Consider the following 21,933-nt stretch of genomic DNA (forward strand, 5'->3'; position numbering starts at 1 on the left):
TATGGCAGATTTATTAATAAAAAAACCAGTGAGTAAGTTAATCGATGTAATTCCTTTAGCGGGTCGTATCGGTGCGCAAATCAATGGTGTTGAATTATCTTCAAACCTTAACCCTGAGGTCTTGAATCAAATCAGGCAATCATTGCTGGAACATAAAGTTATTTTTTTCCGTAATCAGGAACATTTAACCGATCAAGAGCAGGAAAAGTTTGCAGAATTGCTTGGGCAACCTATTTCTCATCCTACTGTTCCTGTGGCAGAGGGTTCGACTTATATATTTGAGCTTGATTCCCGTCATGACGGTCGTGCAGACGTTTGGCATACCGATGTCACCTTTGTATCAAATTATCCAAAAATTAGCATTCTAAGAGCGGTAACTACGCCCAATCGAGGGGGCGATACCACATGGGCAAATACAGAAGCAGCCTATGATGAATTGCCAGAGCCGCTAAAGCTTCTTGCCAATCAGCTCCGTGCGATTCACACCAATGATTTTGATTATGGTGGTTTTCGGCCTTCTGCAAGTGATGAAGTCGTAAAACGACATCAAAAAATCTTTGCTTCAACGGTCTATGAGGCAGAACACCCATTGGTCAGAGTGCACCCTGAAACAGGTAAACGAACCTTAATTTTAGGTCAATTTTTTAAACGATTTGTAGGTCTGACTGCTAAAGAGTCCAACAAGCTGTTTGAAATTTTTCAAGATCGTATTACCAAACCAGAAAACACGATTCGCTGGACGTGGAAGGACGGAGATGTCGCTATTTGGGACAACCGTGCCACTCAGCATTTAGCCGTCAATGATTATGGTAATGCCTTGCGTATCATGCGACGCGTTACGTTGGCAGGCGATGTTCCTGTTGATATCGATGGTAAAACGAGTAAGCAAATTAAGCCATCTACGTCTTAAGTGTCTAAATAATACGACGCTGATTTATCAATAAAAAATGTGGAAGATATAATGAAACCACCAATTTTTAAAAAATTGATCTTGCTGAGCTTATTGGCTTTTGGACATGCCAGTTATGCTGAAAGCCTTAAAACAATCCGAATTGGTTCTCCCGATTTGACTGCTGGTCAAAAACACGCGGGTGGTGGAGTTGTTGATGTGCTTTACAACAAAAAATGGCTTGAGCAAGAACTTGCAAAAAAAAATGTCAAAGTGGAATGGCATTTCTTTAAAGGTGCTGGACCAGCCATTAATGAAGCATTGGCCAACAATCAACTGGATTTCGCCTTTTTAGGGGATTTACCTCCAATCATTGCTAAAGCCAATGGATTAGATACCCAATTACTTGTTCCAACGGCGCGTGGCATCACCAATTATCTAGCGGTAAGATCTGATCTTTCGATCAAAAATTTTGCTGAATTAAAAGGAAAACGCGTTGGTTTATTAAGAGGAACAGCAGATGAATTGTCATTTGTGAGTGCATTGAACAGCCAAGGTTTAAAGCTCAGCGATGTGCGAGTGGTCAATTTAGACTTTAACGCCGTCAACGCTGCTTTGGCCGCAAAAAAAATTGATGCGTCATGGGGACCTTCTCGATTTTTTGCGTTACGTGATAAACACATCGTTAACTTGCCTATCAGTAGTCGTCAGTTAAATGGTGCAGGATCTACTCAAGGTGTGTTTTTAGGTCGTCAATCGTTTATTCGACAACATCCAAATGAAACACAACAAGTTGTGACTCAGGTTGTAAAAGGGCTGAATTGGCTCTCAAATGAGCAAAATCGAGTACCACAAGTCGCACTCTTTTTTACCCAATCGGGTTATCCGGCATCTATATATGCTCAGGAACTCAATGGTGTAAATCTGAAGTTTTTATATTCACCGCTATTTGATGGTTATTACACCCAACAATTGCAGCAAAAAATTACTTTGGCTACGCAACAAGGGTTGATACGCAAAAATATTGACGTCAAAAGCTGGATTAATCCGTCATTTGTAAATCAAGCACTTGAACAATCAAATTTAAAGACCTACTGGAAACCAACTCAGCAGTACGAATATTTGAAATCCGTGAAATAAACGCCGTCTTTTAAAACTTAATTATGGGGTAAATAATGTCGATACATTCGAAAAATGTAGCGCGTGATCCGTTCACGTCAGCAACTAAACAAAAAATTTTAAATTTAAGTCTGCTTTCGCTGAGTATCTTGTCAGTTTGGGGACAAGCTCATGCAGAAACAGTCTCAAGCACCGCACGTTCTTCAGAGGATGTGGCTCAATTAGAAACGGTTGTTGTGACAGCAACACGCCGTGAAGAATCACTTCAAAAAGTACCTGTTGCCGTTTCAGTCATTAGTGGAAAGGAACTTGATAAGCAACAGCGGAACTCACTTGAAACATTGGTAACACAAGTACCGAGTGTTAACTTTCGGGCTGGAGCTTCCAATAAGGATACTTCTTTATTTGTTCGCGGTATTGGAACTGTTACCACTTCACCGGGTGTCGAACCTTCAGTCTCAACAGTGATAGATGGTGTTGTGTATAGCCGACCGGGGCAAGCAACACTTGATTTGTTAGATGTGGATCGTATTGAAGTCCTACGTGGTCCGCAAGGAACACTTTTTGGTAAAAATGCATCGGCAGGTGTAGTCAATATTGTGACCAAAAATCCAACCAGTGAAACTTCTGGTTATATTGATGCCTATGCCACTAACGATAGTGAACAACGAATTAAACTAGGAGCATCTGGTACATTAATTCCTGAAAAATTAACTGCCAATGTCTCGGCGCTATTAGGTAATTTTGATGGCAATGTAGATAACCTTACAACCAATCAAGATGTTAATGGCTATAAAAACTATGGGTTTAGAACCAAATTTGAATATACGCCTACCGATAGTTTAGTGTTGGGCTTTACTGCCGATTATCTGCATAAAAAAGGAAGTGCCCCAACAGGCATTGTGGTTAAAAATACTGATGCCAACTATGCAGCAGCATTATCGCCTGTTGTGGCATCTCCAACCAATCGAAGTACAGTTGAAAATACTCAAGCGTCGACTGATGATACCAATCAGGGTGTAGCGCTTACGGCAGACTGGACATTAACCAATCATCAATTATCATCCATTACAGCCTTTCGCCAATGGAAAAACACACAGATTGGTGACAGTGATCAGCTTGCTGCTCCGACACCAAATTTTGCTGGAATTGCCGATTTAGGTCATGTTAACAGTAAGCAATTTTCTCAAGAAATTAGAATTAAACCGCTCGATCATGGTTTTTTTGATTATGTCGCGGGTCTATATTTTTCAAAGAACAAAAACGATGAGACTTATCAACGCGAGTCAACTTGGTACAACAATGCCTCTAACGCCTATATCGTAGATTTTGGTAAGGCAATCTATAACACAGACAGCACCAACTATGCTGCATTTGGTGAAGGTACCTTTCATTTCACAAATCGGTTGAGATGGATTGCTGGTTTACGTGTTACTCGAGATGAGTTGTCTTATGATCACAGTCGAGTTTCAACTGTTCCAAGCAGTGTAGGTGTCCGAAATGCCATTCGCTCTTCATTTAGCAGTGATGGATCAACCAGTGAAACTGGAGTTTCAGGCCGCATTGGACCTCAATATGACTTTACACCGAATATATTGGGCTATTTTACCTATTCGAGAGGTTATAAAGGTCCTGCATATAACGTTTATTTTAATATGCAGCAAAATGATACACCGGTCATTGATCCAGAAACGGCTAACTCTTACGAACTTGGTCTCAAATCTCAATGGCTGAATAATCGTCTGCGCGTCAATGTGGCGTTATTTAACACTGATTATGATAACTATCAGGCAAATTTTAGAACCCTCGATCCAAATGGTTTCCCGATAACCCGCTTGGTTAATGCAGGAAGTGTCTCTACCTATGGCGCTGAAATTGATTCGGTATATAAGATTAATCCAAATTGGGCATTAAACTTTTCAGGTGCCTATACACATGCACGAATTGATGACTTCAAATGTCCAGCTGCCGATACCTCTTGCCCAAATGTAAATGGTAAGCCGCTGCCATTTTCTCCAGATTGGAAATTTAATACTCAGCTCGATCGCTATTTTACTCTGGCAAATAACAAACAAATTGAACTTTCAACCCAATATGCATGGCAAAGCAAAGTTCAGTTCAGTCTCGACCAAAACCAAAACACCATTCAGGGTGCATATGGACTTTTGAATGCGAGCATTGCTTTAGCTGATACTGCTTCTGACTGGCGATTGGCATTGAATGTACGAAATATAACGGATAAATCATATGCGACCTTACTGAGCACAAATGGTAGCCGTATTACTCGTCAAGTCCCTAGAGATGATGAACGCTATTTTGGCATTTCATTCCGTAAAAATTTCTAAAAAGTATGTCTAGTACGCCTCGTTTTTTTCGAGGTGTACACCCATCCATTGGACTGATTAAAATGAGTAATCCTTCGTCTACAAGAAAGCTTCACCTTAATTTATTTTTAGACGGTTATGGCCATCATTTGGCCAGTTGGAGACATCCAGCGAGCCAATTAAACCTAAGCCCCTATGAGCGCTACTTAAGTGCAGCAAAAATAGCTGAAGAGGGGAAATTTGATGCCATTTTTTTTGCCGATAGCTTAGCTGTTGATCCAGCAACTGCAACATCAGGCAAAATTCGGGGTAACGAGATTGAACCTCTCACATTACTTTCGGCAATTGCGACACAAACCCGTCATATTGGACTCATTGGAACAGCCACAACAACCTACAATGAGCCATATCATCTCGCAAGAAAATTTGCCTCTTTAGACCAGATTTCTGCTGGACGTGCAGGCTGGAACCTCGTCACCACTGATTTTGCACTTGAAGCGAAAAATTTCAGTACAAAGGAACATGTCAAACATCAAGACCGTTATGCACGTGCTGAAGAATTTCACGATGTGGTAAAAGGACTTTGGAATAGTTGGGATGAAGATGCAGCTATTCATGATAAAGCCAGAGGTATTTTCTTTAATCCAGATAAGGTACACACGCTCAATCATTGCGGTGATATTTTTCAGGTAAAAGGTCCACTCAATATTAGCCCAAGCCCACAGTCTCACCCTGTAGTGGTTCAGGCAGGTAGTTCAGAACGAGGCAAAAATCTGGCAGCTCGTACGGCAGATGTCATTTTTACTGCGCAATCTAACTTAGCCGCTGCACAGCAATTTTATAGTGATGTAAAGCAACGTCTTGAAGACTTTGATCGCCAAGAACATGAGTTAGTGGTCATGCCGGGTGTATATGTGCTTGTTGCACATACGCATGAAGAGGCTGAGAAACAGCAACAGCTTTTAGATGAACTCGTTGATGATGACATTGGCCTTGGGCTTTTAGGAAGAATGTTGGGCAATTTTGACTTAAGCGATGTTGATGTGAATCAGCCTTTAGCTTCCTTAGATTTATCTGAAACCCAAACAGGGCAGCAAAGTCGCCAGAAATTAATTCAGGCACTCGGGCAAGAGCAGGGTCTAACCATTAAACAGCTCTATCAACGTATTGCATCGGGACGAGGGCATTTTTGTTTGGTTGGAACGCCAGAATATATCGCCGACCAGCTTGAGGAGTGGTTCATTAGTGGTGCAGCAGATGGGTTTAACATTATGCCTGCCGTCATATCAAATGGAATTAGAGACTTTGTCAATCTGGTTATTCCCATCCTTCAACAGCGCAATTTATTCCGCAAAGAATACGAAGGTCAAACATTAAGACAAAACCTCGGCCTCTTGGCTGCTGCCGAATAAAAGGACAAAGTATGTATCTCGCAAATTCAGAACGATATCAATCATTTCAATATCGAAAAATTAAAAATAGTGGTTTGGTATTACCACCATTGTCACTCGGTTGCTGGCATAACTTTGGAGATGACACTCCAATTCAACAACAAAAATCGGTACTTTACACGGCGTTTGATCATGGAATTAATCATTTCGATCTAGCCAATAATTATGGAACACCCTTTGGAAGTGCAGAGAAAAATATTGGGCACTTTTTAAAAACTGACTTCAAGCCATATCGAGACGAACTCATTATTTCGACAAAGGCAGGCTGGGACATGTGGCCTGGACCTTATGGACAAGGTGGTAGCAGCCGAAAATACCTAATGGCTAGTCTTGATCAAAGCTTACAGCGACTAGGGCTTGATTATGTCGATATTTTTTATTCACATCGCTATGACCCTGAAACACCACTTGAAGAAACAGCCAAGACACTTGCCGATATTGTGCAGCAAGGTAAAGCACTCTATGTGGGGATTTCATCTGGATATACACCAGAATTAACTTTACAGTTAATAGAATTGCTTCAGGCCTATCACGTTCCACTTACTTTGCATCAACCGATTTACAATTTTTTTGAACGTCAGATTGAGCAGGGTTTAACAGAGACAGCTAAGCAAGAGGGTTTTGGTGTAATTACATTCTCACCACTGGCTCAAGGCCTATTGGCTGGACGATATCTGAATGGTGTACCTGAAGACTCACGTATTGGGCGTGGTAGTCGCTATTTACAGTCAGAGCATCTCGTTTCATTGAAGCTACAGCAAATACAGCAGTTAAATGAAATAGCAAAGCGTCGAGACCAAACATTGGCTCAATTGTCATTGTCGTGGGTTTTACGTGATGAACGGATTACATCGACAATCATTGGTGCTAGTCGTCCAGAGCAGATCATCGAAAACTTAAAAGCATTGCAAAACACGGTGTTTAGTGCAGATGAGCTGACTCAGATTGACGCTATTCTAAATACGCCATAACTCTATACAAAATTTGCAGCATGGCTTTTTAGGAGCCAATGCTGCAATGATTGAGCATTTTATTTGTTAAAAGCTAAGTTTCACGGTTGCACCAATGGTACGAGGCTGACCTAAACTAGCGAGAACAATACCATTAGAAGAATTCCATGTATTGGTCACATAGGTTTCATTGGTGAGGTTTTTTACCCATAGCGCAACATCCAGTTCATTTTCACCAATACGATGTCGAGCACCTAAACTCGCATTTGTTAATCCATAGGCTTTAATGACACTGTACGGGTTATTATCTAAAGAGCCATATGACCAATCTCGCCAAGCATAACTTCCTGAAACATAAGGCTGCCAGTTATTGTGTTCAGCTAAGTCATAACGGAAGTTGAAATTTGCAATCCACTTCGGTACGCCATATACACGTTCTCCAGAAAGATCTTGTGTATTTACACCTGTTGGAATACTGATATTGGATGGAGCAGGGGCATTTTTATATTCTGTATAGGTAGTATCGTTAAGAGAACCATTAAAATTAAGTGTAAGGCGACGAATAGGCTGATAGGTTGCATCGAGTTCAATCCCTCGGCTGCGTACTTTACCTGCATTTGCCAATACACTCACGACAGAGTTACCGACTTGTTCATAGCTTGTGGTTTGATAGTCAGAAACATCAATCCAGAATATATTGCTATTGAGCTGTAAGGTATTATTTAGAAAATTTTGTTTTAGTCCAATTTCATAGTTATCTGCTTTTTCAGGATCAACCTTTAACGAGTTAGCACCTGCTGCTGGTGCAGAACCAATGCTTAGATTAAAGCCACCTGATTTCTCGCCGTGTGAATACGTTGCATAGGCGAGTGTGCTCGGATTTACCCGATAGCTGCCAGTCAGTAAGCCAGAGTAACTTAAACCATGTTGCTTCAGTTCACCCGAGTCGTATGCGCCAAGCTGGGCATTTAGTAAATTACGCTCTGCCACACTTAAACCTGAAACTGGGGTACCGCCAATAGGGTCGGTTCTATAGATACTGGCAGATTTATCTTCATAGGTGACTCGTGCACCTGTAGTAATGTCTAGCTTCGGTGTCGCATGCCATGTACTTTGACCAAATAATGCTGAGCTTTTTGTCTCAGTTGTTCCATATGAATATGAATCTCGATTATTCAAAATATTCGATTGGCCATTTGCAATTAAGGTTCTCACGCTCGGAACGTTGTAAAGATAGAATGCGTCCGCCGTATCTCCATATAAAGAGAAAGTCGTATTGTCTAACTGTTGCTGAAAGTAATATAGGCCCGTTACCCAATCCACTTTTTGATTTCCAGCAGATGTTAGACGTAGCTCTTGAGAATACTGTTTATCTCGAACCGAAACACCGGCATTCGTCAATGCATTTGAGCTAATAAAATCACTGTTGGTTGGAGTGAAGTTCCAAAAGCGGTATGCACTAATCGAGGTAATTTTTTTACCGCTATCTAGTGACCAATTGGCTTCTGCCGAACCACCACCTTGCCCAACAGACATATGTTGTGGGGCATCTGAATGAATCTGTTTATCTTTCCAATTGGTATAAAGATTTTTGGCACCTGACTGTGTGGCATTTTCTAAGTAACGATTGTAGTTATTTCCATATACGGTACTGTTAAACGTTGGCCCAGCGTAGTACACGACCATCGCGCCTTGATCGTCATCTTGTTTGTTGTAATCTGCAATTAGACGTAAATTAAAATTCTCTTGCGGTTTCCAGAGAATTTGACCGCGGACACCTTCGCGATCTGTATTGTTATAATCTTTACCATTATAGGTATTATGAATAAAACCATCTTGAGTTGTTTTATAAAATGAGAGTCGGCCTGCCACATTTTCAGATAGAGCATCTGAAAACGTTCCTTTAGCTTGCAAATAATTGCGTGAGCCAAAAGAAATTTCAGCAGAATGGTCTGGGTCGAAGGTAGGTTGTTTTGAACTAATGTTTAATAAGCCCGCCGTAGTATTTTTACCAAATAATGTCCCTTGTGGCCCGCGTAATAATTCGAGTTGAGCAATATCTAATAAATCAAATACAACCATGCCGGGACGACCTAAGTAAACATTGTCCAGATAGACCCCAACACTAGCTTCCAAACCATCACTGGCTGGGTTATTACCCAAACCTCGAACTGCTACACTCGATTGACGTGGGTTTAAGAAAGCAACATTAAGGCTGGGTAGGGCTTGTTGTAGATCTTCAAGTTTACTGAGTTTTTGTGTTTCCAGTGTTTTAGCACTTAAAATACTAATGGGTGTTGGAACATTTTGTGCTTTTTCTTCACGTCTTCGTGTAGTCACAATAACATCTGCAAGCTGAATGACATCATCTGCTTTACTGTTTGACTGTGAATTTGACGTACTGGCTTCCGTTACCGCTGTAGAAGAAGTGTCTTCGGCATAGACAATAGATGAATATCCTGCACACCCTATAAATGAAATAAACAGACTTTGCGTGATTTTATTTAAAACTAATCTTTTTCTCTTGAAATGAAAGGTGTGCTTCTGAACTGACATTAATGACTCCATTTGTGTTTTCTTTGTGATGATTTTAATTTTTATGTAATTGAACACTGTCATTATCAGTACAAACTTAAGTTTATATTTTGATGATCTTATCTTTATATCTAATAGTAATTTTTTAAAACATAGGCCTTTTAAAATACTGTTCAGGCAGCAAATATAAAAGCCAGCATGAGGTGCTGGCTTAGTTCAATCTAAAGACTAATCTCTTCGTTATTTTATGCTTCAAACGGTTCTAACTGATCATTCTGTAATAGTCTTCGTTGTTGCACATTTTCAATCACACCATTTTCTTTCACATAAGTTGCCCATTCTTTGAGTAATTCATCGAGCTTTTCTGGATATTGTTTTGCCAAATCCTGAGTTTCGCCTTTATCATCTTTAAGGTTATATAGCTGCCAGCGATTTGGACCATTTGGCGCAGGGATGAAGAGCGCTTTCCATTCCCCTTTGCGCAGAGCCTTTTGACCAAATAACTCCCAGCCTGTGACATGATCTTCACTGTGAATATGGTCTTGTTGTACTTGTAAATAAGGTAAGATCGAACGTCCACTCAGTGGTACCAATTGACGACCTTTATACACCTGACCGGGATGCTGAATATTTAAATAATCCAGTAGGGTTGGTAGTAAATCCATGACTGTCAAAAATTCGTGACTGATCTGATTTTGGCGTTTAAACCCTGCATAGTGAATGAACGAAACTGTTCTAATTCCACCTTCGCTAGTATGTGCTTTATATAGACGGGCAGGAGCGGTGGCTGCTTGTGCCCAATGTTCTCCGTACCAAACATATGAGTTTGCTCGTCCAATATTATCAATACTGTTGTCGTAATATTGCTCGATAATTTCATTAAGTTGGCCGCCAAAGACGGGGAGAGCTTCAAGTTGAGCACCTTCTGCACCATTGTCTGATAGAAAAATAACAATGGTATTGTCCAATTCCCCTCGATCTTTGAGGTATTCCACCACACGTCCAACGTTTTGATCCATACGATCTACCATGGCCGCATAGACTTCCATAATTCTTGAAGACTTATCACGTTGCTCTTGAGTAAGATTCTCCCAGAATGGAGTTCTAGCGAGGACAGGGTGAATCGTTGTTTCCGGATCTACCAGTTGAAGTTGTTTGAGTTTCTCAAGGCGCTGTTCACGCAATTTAACGGGGCCATCTGCATAGCGTCCTTTATATCGATCGATATCTTCCTGAGGTGCCTGAAGTGGCCAGTGTGGTGCAGAGAAAGGTAAGTATGCAAAAAAAGGGCGTCCTTGACGTGCTTCATCATCTTGTAAAAAGTCTAGAAGGCGAGTAGTAAAATAATCGGATGAATAAAACCCTTGAGGTAGTTCTTCCGAAAACTTATCATCTTCTGCATAGAGCCCTTTTGTAGACTTAAGTAAGCGTGGAATTTGGTCTTCTGGAATATCCGCTTCAAATAGATAATGATTAGCTGCACCAGGTAATAGTGCAAAAGAACGCTCAAACCCTTTTTTAATTGGAAAATATTCTGGTTTTAGACCCAAATGCCATTTCCCAGACATAATGGTGTAGTAACCCGCATCTTTTAATAACTCTGGTAATGCGGCAACTTTGTTATTTAATACACCTTCATAGCCTTCTTTACCTTCGAGTTCTGGGGTAAGGGCCTCTGCCATGGTCCCTAAACCAGCTAAATGATGGTCAGTGCCTGAAAGTAACATCGCACGAGTGGGGGAGCAGGTTGACGCCGTATGAAAATTAGTAAGTCTTAAGCCGTTTAATGCTAATTCATTCAAATGAGGTGTATTGATTTCTCCGCCAAAAGCACCTAAATCTGAAAAGCCTAAATCATCTGCCACAATCAATAAAATATTAGGTTGGTTATTGATATTTACATCTGTCATGTTTTATCCAACAAAGCGACTAAAATGCTTAGTGTAAATATGACAAATTTTTATTCTGTTTCTATTCTGACAGTTATCTCCTAATAAAATCATATCATTATGACAAAAGCAGATATATCAAAGAAACTTAGTGGTACTGTTGAACTGATGAGTCTGAGCAATATCGCTTAGTTTTTCAAAGTCCAAAATAAAGATTTGGTTATATTTAACCTCAATGATGTTTTGATTCGAAAGTGCTGCTAGTTCTTTATTAATGCTTTGTCTTGAAGTCTGCAAAAGCTCTGCCAGATTTTCCTGACTCAATTTGAGATTCAATAAAATTTTATCTTTGTCCTGATAGGAATGATAATCCACTAGAAAAACTAGTTTTTTAGCGAGACGAGTTTGCAATGTTTCAGTTGAATAAATGAAATTTTGTTCACGATTTAGCTGTGTTCTTACACAGATTAATTTCAACACCATGAATAAAGCATCTGCGTTATTTCTGATGACATCCATAAACAATTGCCCAGGAAGGTTGGCAATTACCGTTCTACCTTGTGCAATATGGTCGTGAAGTAGGGGTTGACCCGTTACGATCGGAACAATATTGATTAATGTACCTGAGGGCACAAAAATATCGGTGTGATATTTACCTTGAGATGTGCTCCAGCCAAGTTTAAGCGCGCCTTCAAGCAAAATATTGATATCAGTACACGGATCATTTTGATTGTATATCGTTTGATTATGATAATACTTTCTTATTTTTAAATGCTGAACAAGCGTAGATTTCTCTGTATTAGATAAAGATTGAATAACCTGATAATTTTCTAAAATACGAATACTTTTATGAATAAATTCATTCGTTATAATTTGATGGTCAGTAGATTGTCCGCCGTCAAAATCATTCTGATATTTTGAGATAGGATTCCTAAACTCGATAATTGATGATGCTTTCATGATAAATCAGAGATATAAACTAAGATTTTAAACAGCTTATCAGAGTTAAAATTTATTCAAATTTCAAAAAAATATAATTTCATATTTAATTTTCATATGTGCGTGTTATTAATTATTTAAATATCAAAATAATTTTTTACGTGATGGATTGTCTCTGAAATAACAGAATAAGCCGCCGTTTCTGATAAAAATTCAGTCATATATTACGACAGGAAATTAACATGACTACATTTATTCAGAAACCAGCACAACAACTACAAGTTAAAAAATTAACTGGTCGAATTGGGGCTGAAATATCAGGCATTCATTTAAGCTCTGAGCTTGATTCATCTACAGTTCAGTTTATACACGATGCGCTACTAGAGCATAAAGTACTGTTCTTTCGTGGCCAGCAACATTTGGGGGACACCGAACAAGAGAAATTTGCAGAATTGTTTGGTTCACCCGTTAAACATCCAACAGTACCAGCGGTGGATGGCACAGATTTTATTTTTGAACTTGACTCACAAAAAGGTGCACGCGCCAATTCTTGGCATACTGATGTCACTTTTGTGGATGCCTATCCTAAAATTAGTATCTTGAGAAGCCTAATCATCCCTGAAACAGGCGGCGATACCACTTGGGCAAATACTGAAACTGCTTATGAAGATCTTCCAGAGCTTTTAAAACAATTTGCTGAGCAGTTGGTAGCTGTACATTCAAATGAATATGACTATGGTGGACCAAAACAAAATGTCGAGCCAGAACAACTCGAAAGACTGAAGAAAATTTTTGTATCTACCAAGTATGAGACAGAGCATCCAGTAGTCGTATTACATCCAGAAACTGGCAAGAAAAGCCTATTACTTGGGCATTTTTTCAAACGACTTGTAGGATTTAGTCAAAGTGATTCGCAGCTTTTATTTAATATTTTACAAGAAAAAGTAACGCGTCCAGAAAATACAGTGCGTTGGCAATGGCAGGAAGGAGATGTGGTGATTTGGGATAATCGCTCTACACAGCACTATGCAGTTAACGATTATGGCGATCAACATCGCGTTGTACGCCGAATTACGCTTGCCGGTGAAGTAACGACTGGTGTACATGGCTTAAAAGGTAAAACCACATTACCCAAAGATTTATCAGCAGAACAACTCGAAAAAGCCAAGCTTCACGCCGTTTTAAATGCCAACTAAAGACTATTTTAAACATGCAAAACGTCACTGTTGTTAAGCAGTGACGTTGTATATGTTGTTGAGAAAAACGATATGGCTACACTATCAAAACGTAATCGATTTATCTGGATTATTCCTGCACTTATTTTTGTCGCTTTGCTACTGTTTATTTTCAAACCATCTTCATCAGCACCATCAAAAACAACAAATCAGACTGAAAACATTGTAAAAATTAGAATTGCTGTACCTGATCTAAGCAGTAGTGAAAGACACAGTAGCGGCACACCATTAGTTGATTATATATATTTAAATCAGTTACTTGAAAAAGAATTCGCAAAGAAAAACATTCAGGTTGAATGGCAATTTTTTAAAGGTGCAGGGCCTGTAATTAATGAAGCCTTAGCCAATAAGCAATTAGATTTTGCTTTTTTAGGTGACTTAGCAGCCATTATTGGTAAATCGAATCAAATCGATACTACTTTATTGGTAGCAACTGGTCGGCACATAGATGCTTATTTGGGTGTTTTGCCAAATAAAGGATATATCAGTCTTGAACAGTTAAGAGGTAAACGAATAGCAATTTTTCAAGGAACTGCTATGCAATTATCGTTTGATCAATATATCGAGCGATATGGCTTTACTGAAAAAGATTTCCGCATTATTAATTTGGATCCTGCTGCGGCCAATGCAGCACTTGCAGCGAAGCAAATTGATGCTAGCTGGGGTTTAATGCCAATTCTAGCGCTCAAACAACAGAAAATTGTAGAGGTTCCACTGAGTACTAGGCAGAGACAAGATGGTGCTGGAACAATTCAATCAGGTTTGGTGGGCCGTAGTGAGTTTATTAAGCAACATCCTGAAATCGTACAAACATTGGTCAATACGGTTTTACAATCAGCACATTGGGTTTCACAGCCTGAAAACCGTGATAATGCCATTCAACTTGTCACTAAAAATGCAGGATTACCAACAGAACTCTATGCATTGAGTCTACAAGACAAAGCCTTAAAAACAGTTTTTTCACCACTTTTGGATGAATATTATCTAGGGCATCTACAAGAAGGTGTGCAGACTGCATTAAAGGCCAAGCTGATAAAACGCGATGTTGATGTAAAACAATGGCAAAATGCTGAGTTTGTAGAACGAGGGATTCAACAGTTGAATTACGTCAATTATTGGAATTCTTCAAAATAAAATTATGAAATTAATTTAACTGTGCAAAAAGACCTTAACAAAGGTCTTTTTTATAAATTGCATAATACGCATCTAAAATAATTCATGATTCTTTGTAGAGGCAACAAGTATAGCTAAACGTACAACAACAGAATCAAGGACTTAATAGTGAATTATATAACTGTTCGTATAATGTATATTATGTTAAATAAGATATGTAGAAATCTACCTATATAAGACTCTTGCTACTCTAGGTTGTTGCTGCGCCGTTTATTCTTTACTGTGGTCAATTATTAAGCTTGTGCCTCTGTCTGCTGAGCCTGAGCGCTCTTAATTATTCTGACAACCCTATTTCTATTTTTAGTCAGAATAATTCTCTAGGCAGCCTTCTACAAAATGTAATTACACTTTTATATTTGCCCTAGCGATCTGAGTTACTCACTACATCCTAAATTTACGACCTGCATTTGTGGTTACTAGTTACTATAGAGATTTTTTGCTAAATCGCCTTTTGGCTACTAAAGTTATTAATTTGCTTAGGCTAAATTGCAATGCGAAAAAAATCTTCTATATTATTGAAATTTATATAAATATTTTTAAAAACCCTCTTTACATGCTCTTAAAAACTGATATAGTACGTGTGTGCAGCTATTCTTTAATTTTAACTCACTGATAAGTGCTCAAATTATCTAAACAATAGCTAAATCACAAAAAAAATAAGATCCAACTCAAAGCTATCTTTTGACTTTTTCTCTTTAAATTTTTATTGAAGTGTCATATCTAATCTAGCCAAGATTCATACAATAATTTTTATAATTTAAATAATGGATAATTAAATATGGATCGTTTGAAAGTTATTTTATTGATTACAAGCACATGTTTAACCACAAGTATTTATGCAAAACAACAAACTGTCTGTGTCTATGACCCCATTGGTAAGTCGGGAGATGCTTTCGCTTTAGCCAAAGACTATGCACTTGAAGCCAAAAATTGGGGAGCTGATCTATCTTTAAAAGCATATGTTGATGAACGTGTAGCTGCTGAAGATTTGAAAGTTGGAAAATGTGATGGCGCTATTATTAGCGGTTTACGTGGCCGTCAGTTTAATAAATATACAGGATCTTTAGATGCCGTTGGCGCATTAACAAATATGAAAACGGCAATTAATGCCTATAAGCTGTTGTCCTCACCGGTGGCCGCAAAAAACATGGTGGTTGGCCCATACGAAATTGCAGGCTTAGGCACAATTGGCCCTGCATATTTATTTGTAAATGATAGAAGTATCAATACTCTCGCTAAAGCTGCCGGTAAAAAAATTGGGGTATTTAAATACGATGAAGCTCAACCAAAACTTGTTCAACATGTTGGAGGTCAGGCTGTATCGGTAGACGTCACCAATGCGGGTGCAAAGTTTAATAACCATGAAATTGATATTGTACCCGCTCCTATTGTGGCATTTAAACCTTTTGAGCTACACAAGGGTCTAGGTGAGAAAGGCGCTATCGTTCGTTTTCCTTTGACTCAAATTTCAGCCAACTTCATTATCCGTAAAGACCAATTTCCAGCAGGTTTTGGGCAAAAGTCACGAACTTGGGTAGCCAGTCAACTCAATAGAACGTTTGGCATTATTGCCAAATATGAAAGTGATATTCCTTCAAAATACTGGATGGATATTCCTAAAAATGAACAATTAAACTATATGAAAATGATGCGCGAGGCACGTATACAGCTGACCAAAGCAGGTATTTACGACCCTAAAATGATGAATTTTTTGAAAAAAGTGAGATGTAAAGAAAACCCAAGTAACTTTGAATGTGCGTTAAATGATGAATAAACACTCAAAACATATGCACATCTTATTTTAAGAAGTTCTACCCTCAGTTATTCATTTCCTCACGGGCTTGTTGTGGCGTTTTACCCGACCACTCTTTATAAGCCCGTGTAAATGGGCTGTGCTCGGCATAACCTAACAGTAAGGCTATTTCTACAATTTGTAGCCTAGGATCTTTTAAATACGACTTTGCCAATTCGTAACGGACAATATTTAATTCTTTTCGAAAGTTGGTGCCTGCTTCGGTCAAACGGCGTTGTAAAGTTCTACGTGAATAATTTAATCGTTCTGCAAGCTGTTCAATAGTTGGTTCGCCTTGATGAAGTAAGTAAGCAATCTGTTTACGGACTTGATCTGTAATTTCATCAATATGTGGCAAGCTTGCCAGTAACTTGTCGGCATGCTTTTCTAATATAGCGACTAAGGCTGCATCGGAATTTTTAAGCGGTAGACTTAACATTTCCTTATCAAAACGCATAAGTGCCACGGGCTGTTCAAAAAGCACAGGACAACCGAAATACTCCTCATAAGGCTGAACATTTTCAGGCTGTTCATGAATAAAATGTATTTCTTTTAGTTTTTCTTTTCCTCGAATGAGGCTACGGCAAAATTGAACTATAACGGTACGGCCAGTTTCATCAGATAAGCCCCCGACTGTTTGATCGTCCGTGGTATCCCATGAAAGCTCTACATACTCTGGGTAAATATGTACAGATGCTGGCACCACGTCATATACGAGCCTTTGGTAGCGTTCAAATCTTTCTAAAACCGCTCCCAAATTTTCACACGCAAGAAATACAGAACCTAAAACGCCTAGATGTTGAGCTGTAATTGTTTGGCCCACATGTAAGCCAATGAAAGGGTCATTTAAATAATCTTTAGCGATAACAAGAAGACTTTCCCAATGATCAATATCGACGCCTTCCAAATGATTTGAATCTGTTTTAGGCCATGGTTCACCAAGAACCTTTTCTGGCTGATGTCCTAGCTTTTCGAGATATTCAAACAATAACTGAACATAAGTTTCAGGGATCCTTCTTCTATACAACGACTTATTCAATCCATTCATTTCGTATAGTTCTAATTTGGCGTCAAATATCAAGTAGTGTACTTAAAGCATTTAAGCAAAAGCAAATGACTAAAACACCTGCCCAATCTAAATTTTGGCGCAAAATGTCAAGCAATATGGCGGCTTTCATCAAGCCTTATCTCATTATTTTTCAGATGATAGCGTTATAGCAAATATTGAGAGAAACACGATGAATAAAAATCTAAAGAATGGGCCACAAACACCACTAGATATTCAGTTTGATTCAAATGGCGTGAAATGCAGTGCCTATTTATATCGTCCAGCCACCGAGAGCACTACACCAATTATTGTAATGGCGCATGGTTTGGGTGGAACTCGCAGAATGCGTTTAACTGCTTTTGCCGAACGTTTTGTGGCAGAGGGTTATGCTTGTTTAGTGTTTGATTATCGCTATTTTGGTGATAGCGAAGGACAACCCCGACAATTGTTAGATATCCAAAGCCAGCTTGAAGACTGGAAAGCAGCAATTGCATATGCTCGTAGCCTACCAAATATTGATAAAAACAAGATTATTTTATGGGGAAGTTCTTTTTCTGGCGGTCATGTGTTGGCTACTGCCGCTCAGGATGCCAACATTTGCGCAGTAGTTTCACAATGCCCATTTACCGATGGCCTTTCTTCTAGTTTAGCCATGAGCCCTATAACTTCAGCAAAACTTACGGCTTTGGCTGTGCGTGACCGTATAGGGGCTGCGCTGAATAAAGAACCACTTATGGTCAAACTTGCAGGACTAGAGCATGAAACGGCGTTAATGACTGCTCCAGACGCTTATTCGGGAATTATGTCCATAATTAAAGATGAACCTAATTACAAAAACTACGTGGCAGCACGTTTTGCATTGGACATTATCCGTTATTACCCGGGACGTAAAACGCCAAAAATTAAAGCTCCAGTTCTATTTTGTATTTGTGAAACGGATACTGTTGCTCCTGCAAAAGCCACACTACGTCATGCCAAGCGTACACCTCACAAAGAAATAAAAACCTATTCATACGGTCATTTTGACATTTACACAGGTCAAGCCTTTGAACATGTGGTGAAAAATCAAATTGATTTTCTTAAACGTACTGTTCCAGTAGCTCAGCTCAAGCTTAAGTTAAAGGAGTTTAAAAATGGCGAAGTATGAATTAAAAGATAAAGTTGTGGTGATTACAGGCTCAACAGGTGGTCTTGGTCTTGCGATTGCTCAAGCATTGCAGGCCAAAGGCGCAAAACTCGCATTATTAGACTTAGACCTGAGCAAAGTTGAAAGTCAGGCAAAACAGCTAGGTGGAAAAAGCATTGCCGCAGGTTGGGTTGCCGACGTCCGTTCTTTGGAAAGCCTAGAAACTGCTATGGCAAATGCAGCTAAACACTTCGGTAAAATTGATGTGGTAATTGCAAATGCAGGCATAGGCTCAACGGAAGCACTAGAACATATGGCTCCTGAAACCTTTGAACGAACTATCGATATTAACCTGACTGGAGTATTTCGTACTTTCCGCGCAGCTATACCCTATGTAAAACAAACTCAGGGATATTTACTGGCAGTGTCTTCAATGGCGGCTTTCGTCCACTCCCCATTAAACACGCACTACACTTCGAGTAAAGCAGGCGTTTGGGCTTTATGTGATAGTCTTCGTCTAGAATTAAAATACTCAAATATAGGTGTTGGTAGCCTTCATCCAACTTTCTTTAAAACACCATTAATGGACAGTATTCAAAATGACCCAGCGGGTAAAGCTGTATGGAAAGGTAACTCTGGTATTTGGAAGTATGTATCTATTGAAGAAGTTGTCTCGGGTGTAGTTGAAAGTATAGAACGGCGTAAAGATATGACTGTTGTACCTAAAATAAATACCCCGATTGCGAAAGCACCAGCATTGTTTAGAAATGTGATTGAGTTTCTAGGTTTTAATCGTAAACAGCTTAAACAAACCATGCAATTGGCAGAGAAAAAGCATCATTCATTTTAAGTATTTTCGGACACGGATATTGTTGGGATATTCGTGTTTATTTTATTCGTTGATCATAAAGTTGAGTCTGTATGTACTTACACCACATTCCTCTTAATCATTTTTTGTAGATCATCGACTGTTAATGTTTTATCTCTTTTTCGATGGATAACTGCATGGCAGTTTGCACATAATGGGACTAGATCCGTCTCAGGATTTACTACTTTTTCACCTACTGAAAAAAGCGGCTCTATGTGATGGATATGAATAAATCCTTTCGCATAATCACCATAAAATTCTTCAAAATTAAAGCCACATGCAACACATGTATAACCATGAATTAAAGTTGCTTGTTTTCTAAGCTTTTGATCTCTTTCATACTTAGTAGTAATTTGTAGAGTTGGTTTACCTTCTACTCCAGATTCAAAATTCTGGTTATCCTCATTAGATAATAGTTTTTTTGTTTCTGAAACAGGTCCTAAATTCGCAAGGCTTATAATTGCATTATAAGTATCGTCATCAATCTTTCGTACACCATCTCTCCAATAATTCTTTTCCTTATTTTTAGGAATTTTTTCTAGATATTCATTATTTATTTGAAAATCAACTGCTTGAACAAAAGGCCTAAAATTAATAATTTCCGCCAAGAGTTCTTTGTCTTTATTGATGGAAATAACATCTCCTACCTCAGCGATACCAAAATAATGAGGAGTCTTACTTAGTCGACGGGATTCAAAATTTTTATCTTTCATCCTGCCTTTGTAATAAATAACTTTTTCACCAGTTAAGAGTAAGTCCTTATATCTTTTAGGAAAATGATAAACCTCACCGGTTAAATCATCCCACTGTGAAATATCATTTTCTACAATAACTGTTGGCATCTTTATTCCTAACTAACTCAATTTAAGATATTAAAAAAATTGAATTAACTTTATCGATCATACTCTTATCAGGCGTAAATATCATATATGAAAAATTTAAAAATCAATCATGAAGTTAGCTTTAAGTGAACATAAGTTAACTGATTGATTAAAACCTAAAATTTTTTGCTTTCTAGTTCTTTTAATTTTTTGATAGCTTCTCCACTGCCTCTCTTAGCTGCTTTACCATACCACTCTATCGCTTTGCTCATGTTCTTATCTGTTCCAATACCATACTCGTAGCATCTAGCTAATTCATATTGGCCAAGTCCATACTCTAATAATGCAGCCTTTCGATAGTTATCAAATGCAAGCTTTTCATCTTTTTTAACACTGATTCCCTCTTCATAAAAAGTTCCCATGTAATAAAAAGCCATGAAATCATTTTGTGCAGCAGCAGTCTTATACCAAAAGAATGCCTTATCTACATTCTTATCAACGCCTTCGCCATTTTGATACATTAACCCCAAATCTATTTGAGCGGATACATCACCTTGAAGTGCTGTCTGTTTAAACCATTTAAAGGCATTTGAATCGCTTCTTTCTGTGCCTAAACCATCTTTATACATCAATGCCAAATTATATTGTGCTTGTAACTCTCCATTATTTGCAGCTTTAAGATTCCACTTAAAAGCTTCGGTATAGTCTTGATTTACACCAGTTCCGGTTTGATACATATATGCAATTCGAGCTTCTGCTAAAGGACTTCCTTGTTTTGCAGCCACTAAAAATAGTTCTAAAGCTTTATCGTAATCTCGTTCTTTACCATTAATACCTTCAAAATAATCTTTACCCTCAGCTAGAAGTCTTTCATTAGACGAACCAGCAAATGCTTCATTTTTCATAAACATCAATAAAAAGATCATTATTATAATTTTCTTTAAAATCATTGAACTTCCTTTTGAATTTGAGCCCTTTGCCGAAAAACCCAATAAAATTGAATTACCTCTTATTTCCAAAAAACAATTCAAACAAGTTTCTTATAATAAATCGCTGTGCCGTCATAGTTCCCATTTGAACTTAAGGCAAAGTTTGGAATGACACCCACACGAACAAATCCAATTTTGCTATATAAAAGTTCAGACACATCGCCTTCACGTGTATCTAAGACGAGTAAACGTAAATCCTTTTCTCGTGAAAAATTTTCTAGTTCATTCATTAGTAGTGTCGCTATTCCTTGTTTTCTTGCTGTTGTCAGAACCATGAGTTTTTCAACTTCGGCTCTATGAACGCCGTTCTTTTTACTTACCAAAGACAATTGAACACTACCGACAACCTTTCCTTCTTGTATGGCAATCCATAGATGGCTATTACCTTGTGCTAATTTATGGTTGACTTCACGCCAATAATTTAAGACTTCATTCTTTTCTACGGGAGCTAAGAAACCTATAGAAGCTCCGCTATTGATAGAATCTTCTAACAGTAGTGATAAGCCTTCTTCATGGTCATCAATTTCTTTAACTTCTAAAATTTCAATATCTTTCATATACTTTCTCAAGGTGATTTGAGTAAAATTTAAGAGGATAACTAGCAATCTTTAATTAAAATTTAGCATGGGTAGGAAAAAGTTAAATCTCTTCGAGCAAAGATGTTGTTGAAATCAGTAGTTAGGCAATCTCTCGTATCCATAACTTATACAAATAGGCTTCTATATACTTTAGAAGAAAAAATTTTATCCTTTAAACGATCCAGTTAAAATATATGTATATAATAG

At 38.4% G+C, this 21,933-nt stretch carries 17 protein-coding genes; 10 read left to right on the plus strand and 7 right to left on the minus strand.

Features of this window, described 5'->3' with window-relative positions; translation table 11 throughout:
* Window position 1: 1 nt before the first annotated feature.
* The 5 genes from ACH63V_RS12470 (at window position 2) to mgrA (ending at window position 6,754) form a co-directional block, all read left to right on the plus strand.
* Entirely contained in the window at window positions 2-910 is a 909-nt protein-coding gene (locus tag ACH63V_RS12470; RefSeq protein WP_396463661.1) for a TauD/TfdA dioxygenase family protein, read from the plus strand.
* Between the two features lie 51 nt (window positions 911-961).
* Window positions 962-2,029 (plus strand): ABC transporter substrate-binding protein, encoded by a 1,068-nt coding sequence (locus ACH63V_RS12475; RefSeq protein ID WP_396463662.1) that lies wholly within the window; start codon window positions 962-964, stop codon window positions 2,027-2,029.
* A gap of 128 nt (window positions 2,030-2,157) precedes the next feature.
* Window positions 2,158-4,353: a TonB-dependent receptor gene (locus ACH63V_RS12480; RefSeq protein WP_396463676.1), complete on the plus strand. Its 2,196-nt coding sequence runs from the start codon at window positions 2,158-2,160 to the stop codon at window positions 4,351-4,353.
* 62 nt (window positions 4,354-4,415) lie between these two features.
* Window positions 4,416-5,744: an LLM class flavin-dependent oxidoreductase gene (locus tag ACH63V_RS12485; protein ID WP_396463663.1), complete on the plus strand. Its 1,329-nt coding sequence runs from the start codon at window positions 4,416-4,418 to the stop codon at window positions 5,742-5,744.
* 11 nt (window positions 5,745-5,755) lie between these two features.
* Window positions 5,756-6,754, plus strand: coding sequence for an L-glyceraldehyde 3-phosphate reductase (gene mgrA, locus ACH63V_RS12490; RefSeq protein WP_396463664.1), 999 nt, complete (start codon window positions 5,756-5,758; stop codon window positions 6,752-6,754).
* A 66-nt stretch (window positions 6,755-6,820) separates the two neighbouring features.
* On the opposite strand, the gene ACH63V_RS12495 is transcribed toward mgrA, so the two are convergent.
* From ACH63V_RS12495 to ACH63V_RS12505, 3 genes are all read right to left on the minus strand, one after another.
* Window positions 6,821-9,301: a TonB-dependent receptor gene (locus ACH63V_RS12495; protein WP_396463665.1), complete on the minus strand. Its 2,481-nt coding sequence runs from the start codon at window positions 9,299-9,301 to the stop codon at window positions 6,821-6,823.
* Between the two features lie 212 nt (window positions 9,302-9,513).
* A complete protein-coding gene (locus ACH63V_RS12500) occupies window positions 9,514-11,178 on the minus strand; it encodes an arylsulfatase (RefSeq protein ID WP_396463666.1) in 1,665 nt (554 codons plus the stop codon).
* A gap of 117 nt (window positions 11,179-11,295) precedes the next feature.
* The gene (locus ACH63V_RS12505; RefSeq protein WP_396463667.1) at window positions 11,296-12,117 is read right to left on the minus strand and encodes a Crp/Fnr family transcriptional regulator; all 822 of its coding nucleotides are present in this window, start codon (window positions 12,115-12,117) and stop codon (window positions 11,296-11,298) included.
* 221 nt (window positions 12,118-12,338) lie between these two features.
* Between ACH63V_RS12505 and ACH63V_RS12510 the strand changes: the two genes are divergently transcribed.
* From ACH63V_RS12510 to adeT1, 3 genes are all read left to right on the plus strand, one after another.
* Window positions 12,339-13,292 carry a TauD/TfdA family dioxygenase gene (locus ACH63V_RS12510; RefSeq protein WP_016145301.1) on the plus strand — a complete coding sequence of 318 codons (954 nt, stop codon included), beginning with the start codon at window positions 12,339-12,341 and terminating at the stop codon, window positions 13,290-13,292.
* Window positions 13,293-13,364: 72 nt separating this feature from the next.
* Window positions 13,365-14,465 (plus strand): ABC transporter substrate-binding protein, encoded by a 1,101-nt coding sequence (locus tag ACH63V_RS12515; protein ID WP_396463668.1) that lies wholly within the window; start codon window positions 13,365-13,367, stop codon window positions 14,463-14,465.
* Between the two features lie 817 nt (window positions 14,466-15,282).
* Window positions 15,283-16,278 carry a putative multidrug efflux protein AdeT1 gene (adeT1, locus tag ACH63V_RS12520; protein ID WP_396463669.1) on the plus strand — a complete coding sequence of 332 codons (996 nt, stop codon included), beginning with the start codon at window positions 15,283-15,285 and terminating at the stop codon, window positions 16,276-16,278.
* A 43-nt stretch (window positions 16,279-16,321) separates the two neighbouring features.
* On the opposite strand, the gene ACH63V_RS12525 is transcribed toward adeT1, so the two are convergent.
* Window positions 16,322-17,344 (minus strand): AraC family transcriptional regulator, encoded by a 1,023-nt coding sequence (locus ACH63V_RS12525; RefSeq protein ID WP_396463670.1) that lies wholly within the window; start codon window positions 17,342-17,344, stop codon window positions 16,322-16,324.
* A 190-nt stretch (window positions 17,345-17,534) separates the two neighbouring features.
* Here ACH63V_RS12525 and ACH63V_RS12530 point away from each other — a divergent pair, with 190 nt between their 5' ends.
* Window positions 17,535-18,491: an alpha/beta hydrolase gene (locus ACH63V_RS12530; RefSeq protein WP_396463671.1), complete on the plus strand. Its 957-nt coding sequence runs from the start codon at window positions 17,535-17,537 to the stop codon at window positions 18,489-18,491.
* Entirely contained in the window at window positions 18,478-19,320 is an 843-nt protein-coding gene (locus ACH63V_RS12535) for an SDR family NAD(P)-dependent oxidoreductase (RefSeq protein ID WP_396463672.1), read from the plus strand. Before ACH63V_RS12530 ends, ACH63V_RS12535 begins: the two co-directional genes overlap by 14 nt.
* 77 nt (window positions 19,321-19,397) lie before the next feature.
* On the opposite strand, the gene ACH63V_RS12540 is transcribed toward ACH63V_RS12535, so the two are convergent.
* The 3 genes from ACH63V_RS12540 to ACH63V_RS12550 form a co-directional block, all read right to left on the minus strand.
* Window positions 19,398-20,180: an HNH endonuclease gene (locus tag ACH63V_RS12540; protein WP_396463673.1), complete on the minus strand. Its 783-nt coding sequence runs from the start codon at window positions 20,178-20,180 to the stop codon at window positions 19,398-19,400.
* A 155-nt stretch (window positions 20,181-20,335) separates the two neighbouring features.
* Complete coding sequence (locus ACH63V_RS12545) at window positions 20,336-21,109, minus strand: tetratricopeptide repeat protein (protein WP_396463674.1); 774 nt, start codon at window positions 21,107-21,109, stop codon at window positions 20,336-20,338.
* A gap of 77 nt (window positions 21,110-21,186) precedes the next feature.
* Window positions 21,187-21,705: a GNAT family N-acetyltransferase gene (locus ACH63V_RS12550; RefSeq protein WP_396463675.1), complete on the minus strand. Its 519-nt coding sequence runs from the start codon at window positions 21,703-21,705 to the stop codon at window positions 21,187-21,189.
* Window positions 21,706-21,933 lie beyond the last annotated feature (228 nt).

Source organism: Acinetobacter sp. ABJ-A23_2 (genome assembly GCF_044538765.1).
Classification (GTDB): domain Bacteria; phylum Pseudomonadota; class Gammaproteobacteria; order Pseudomonadales; family Moraxellaceae; genus Acinetobacter; species Acinetobacter nosocomialis_A.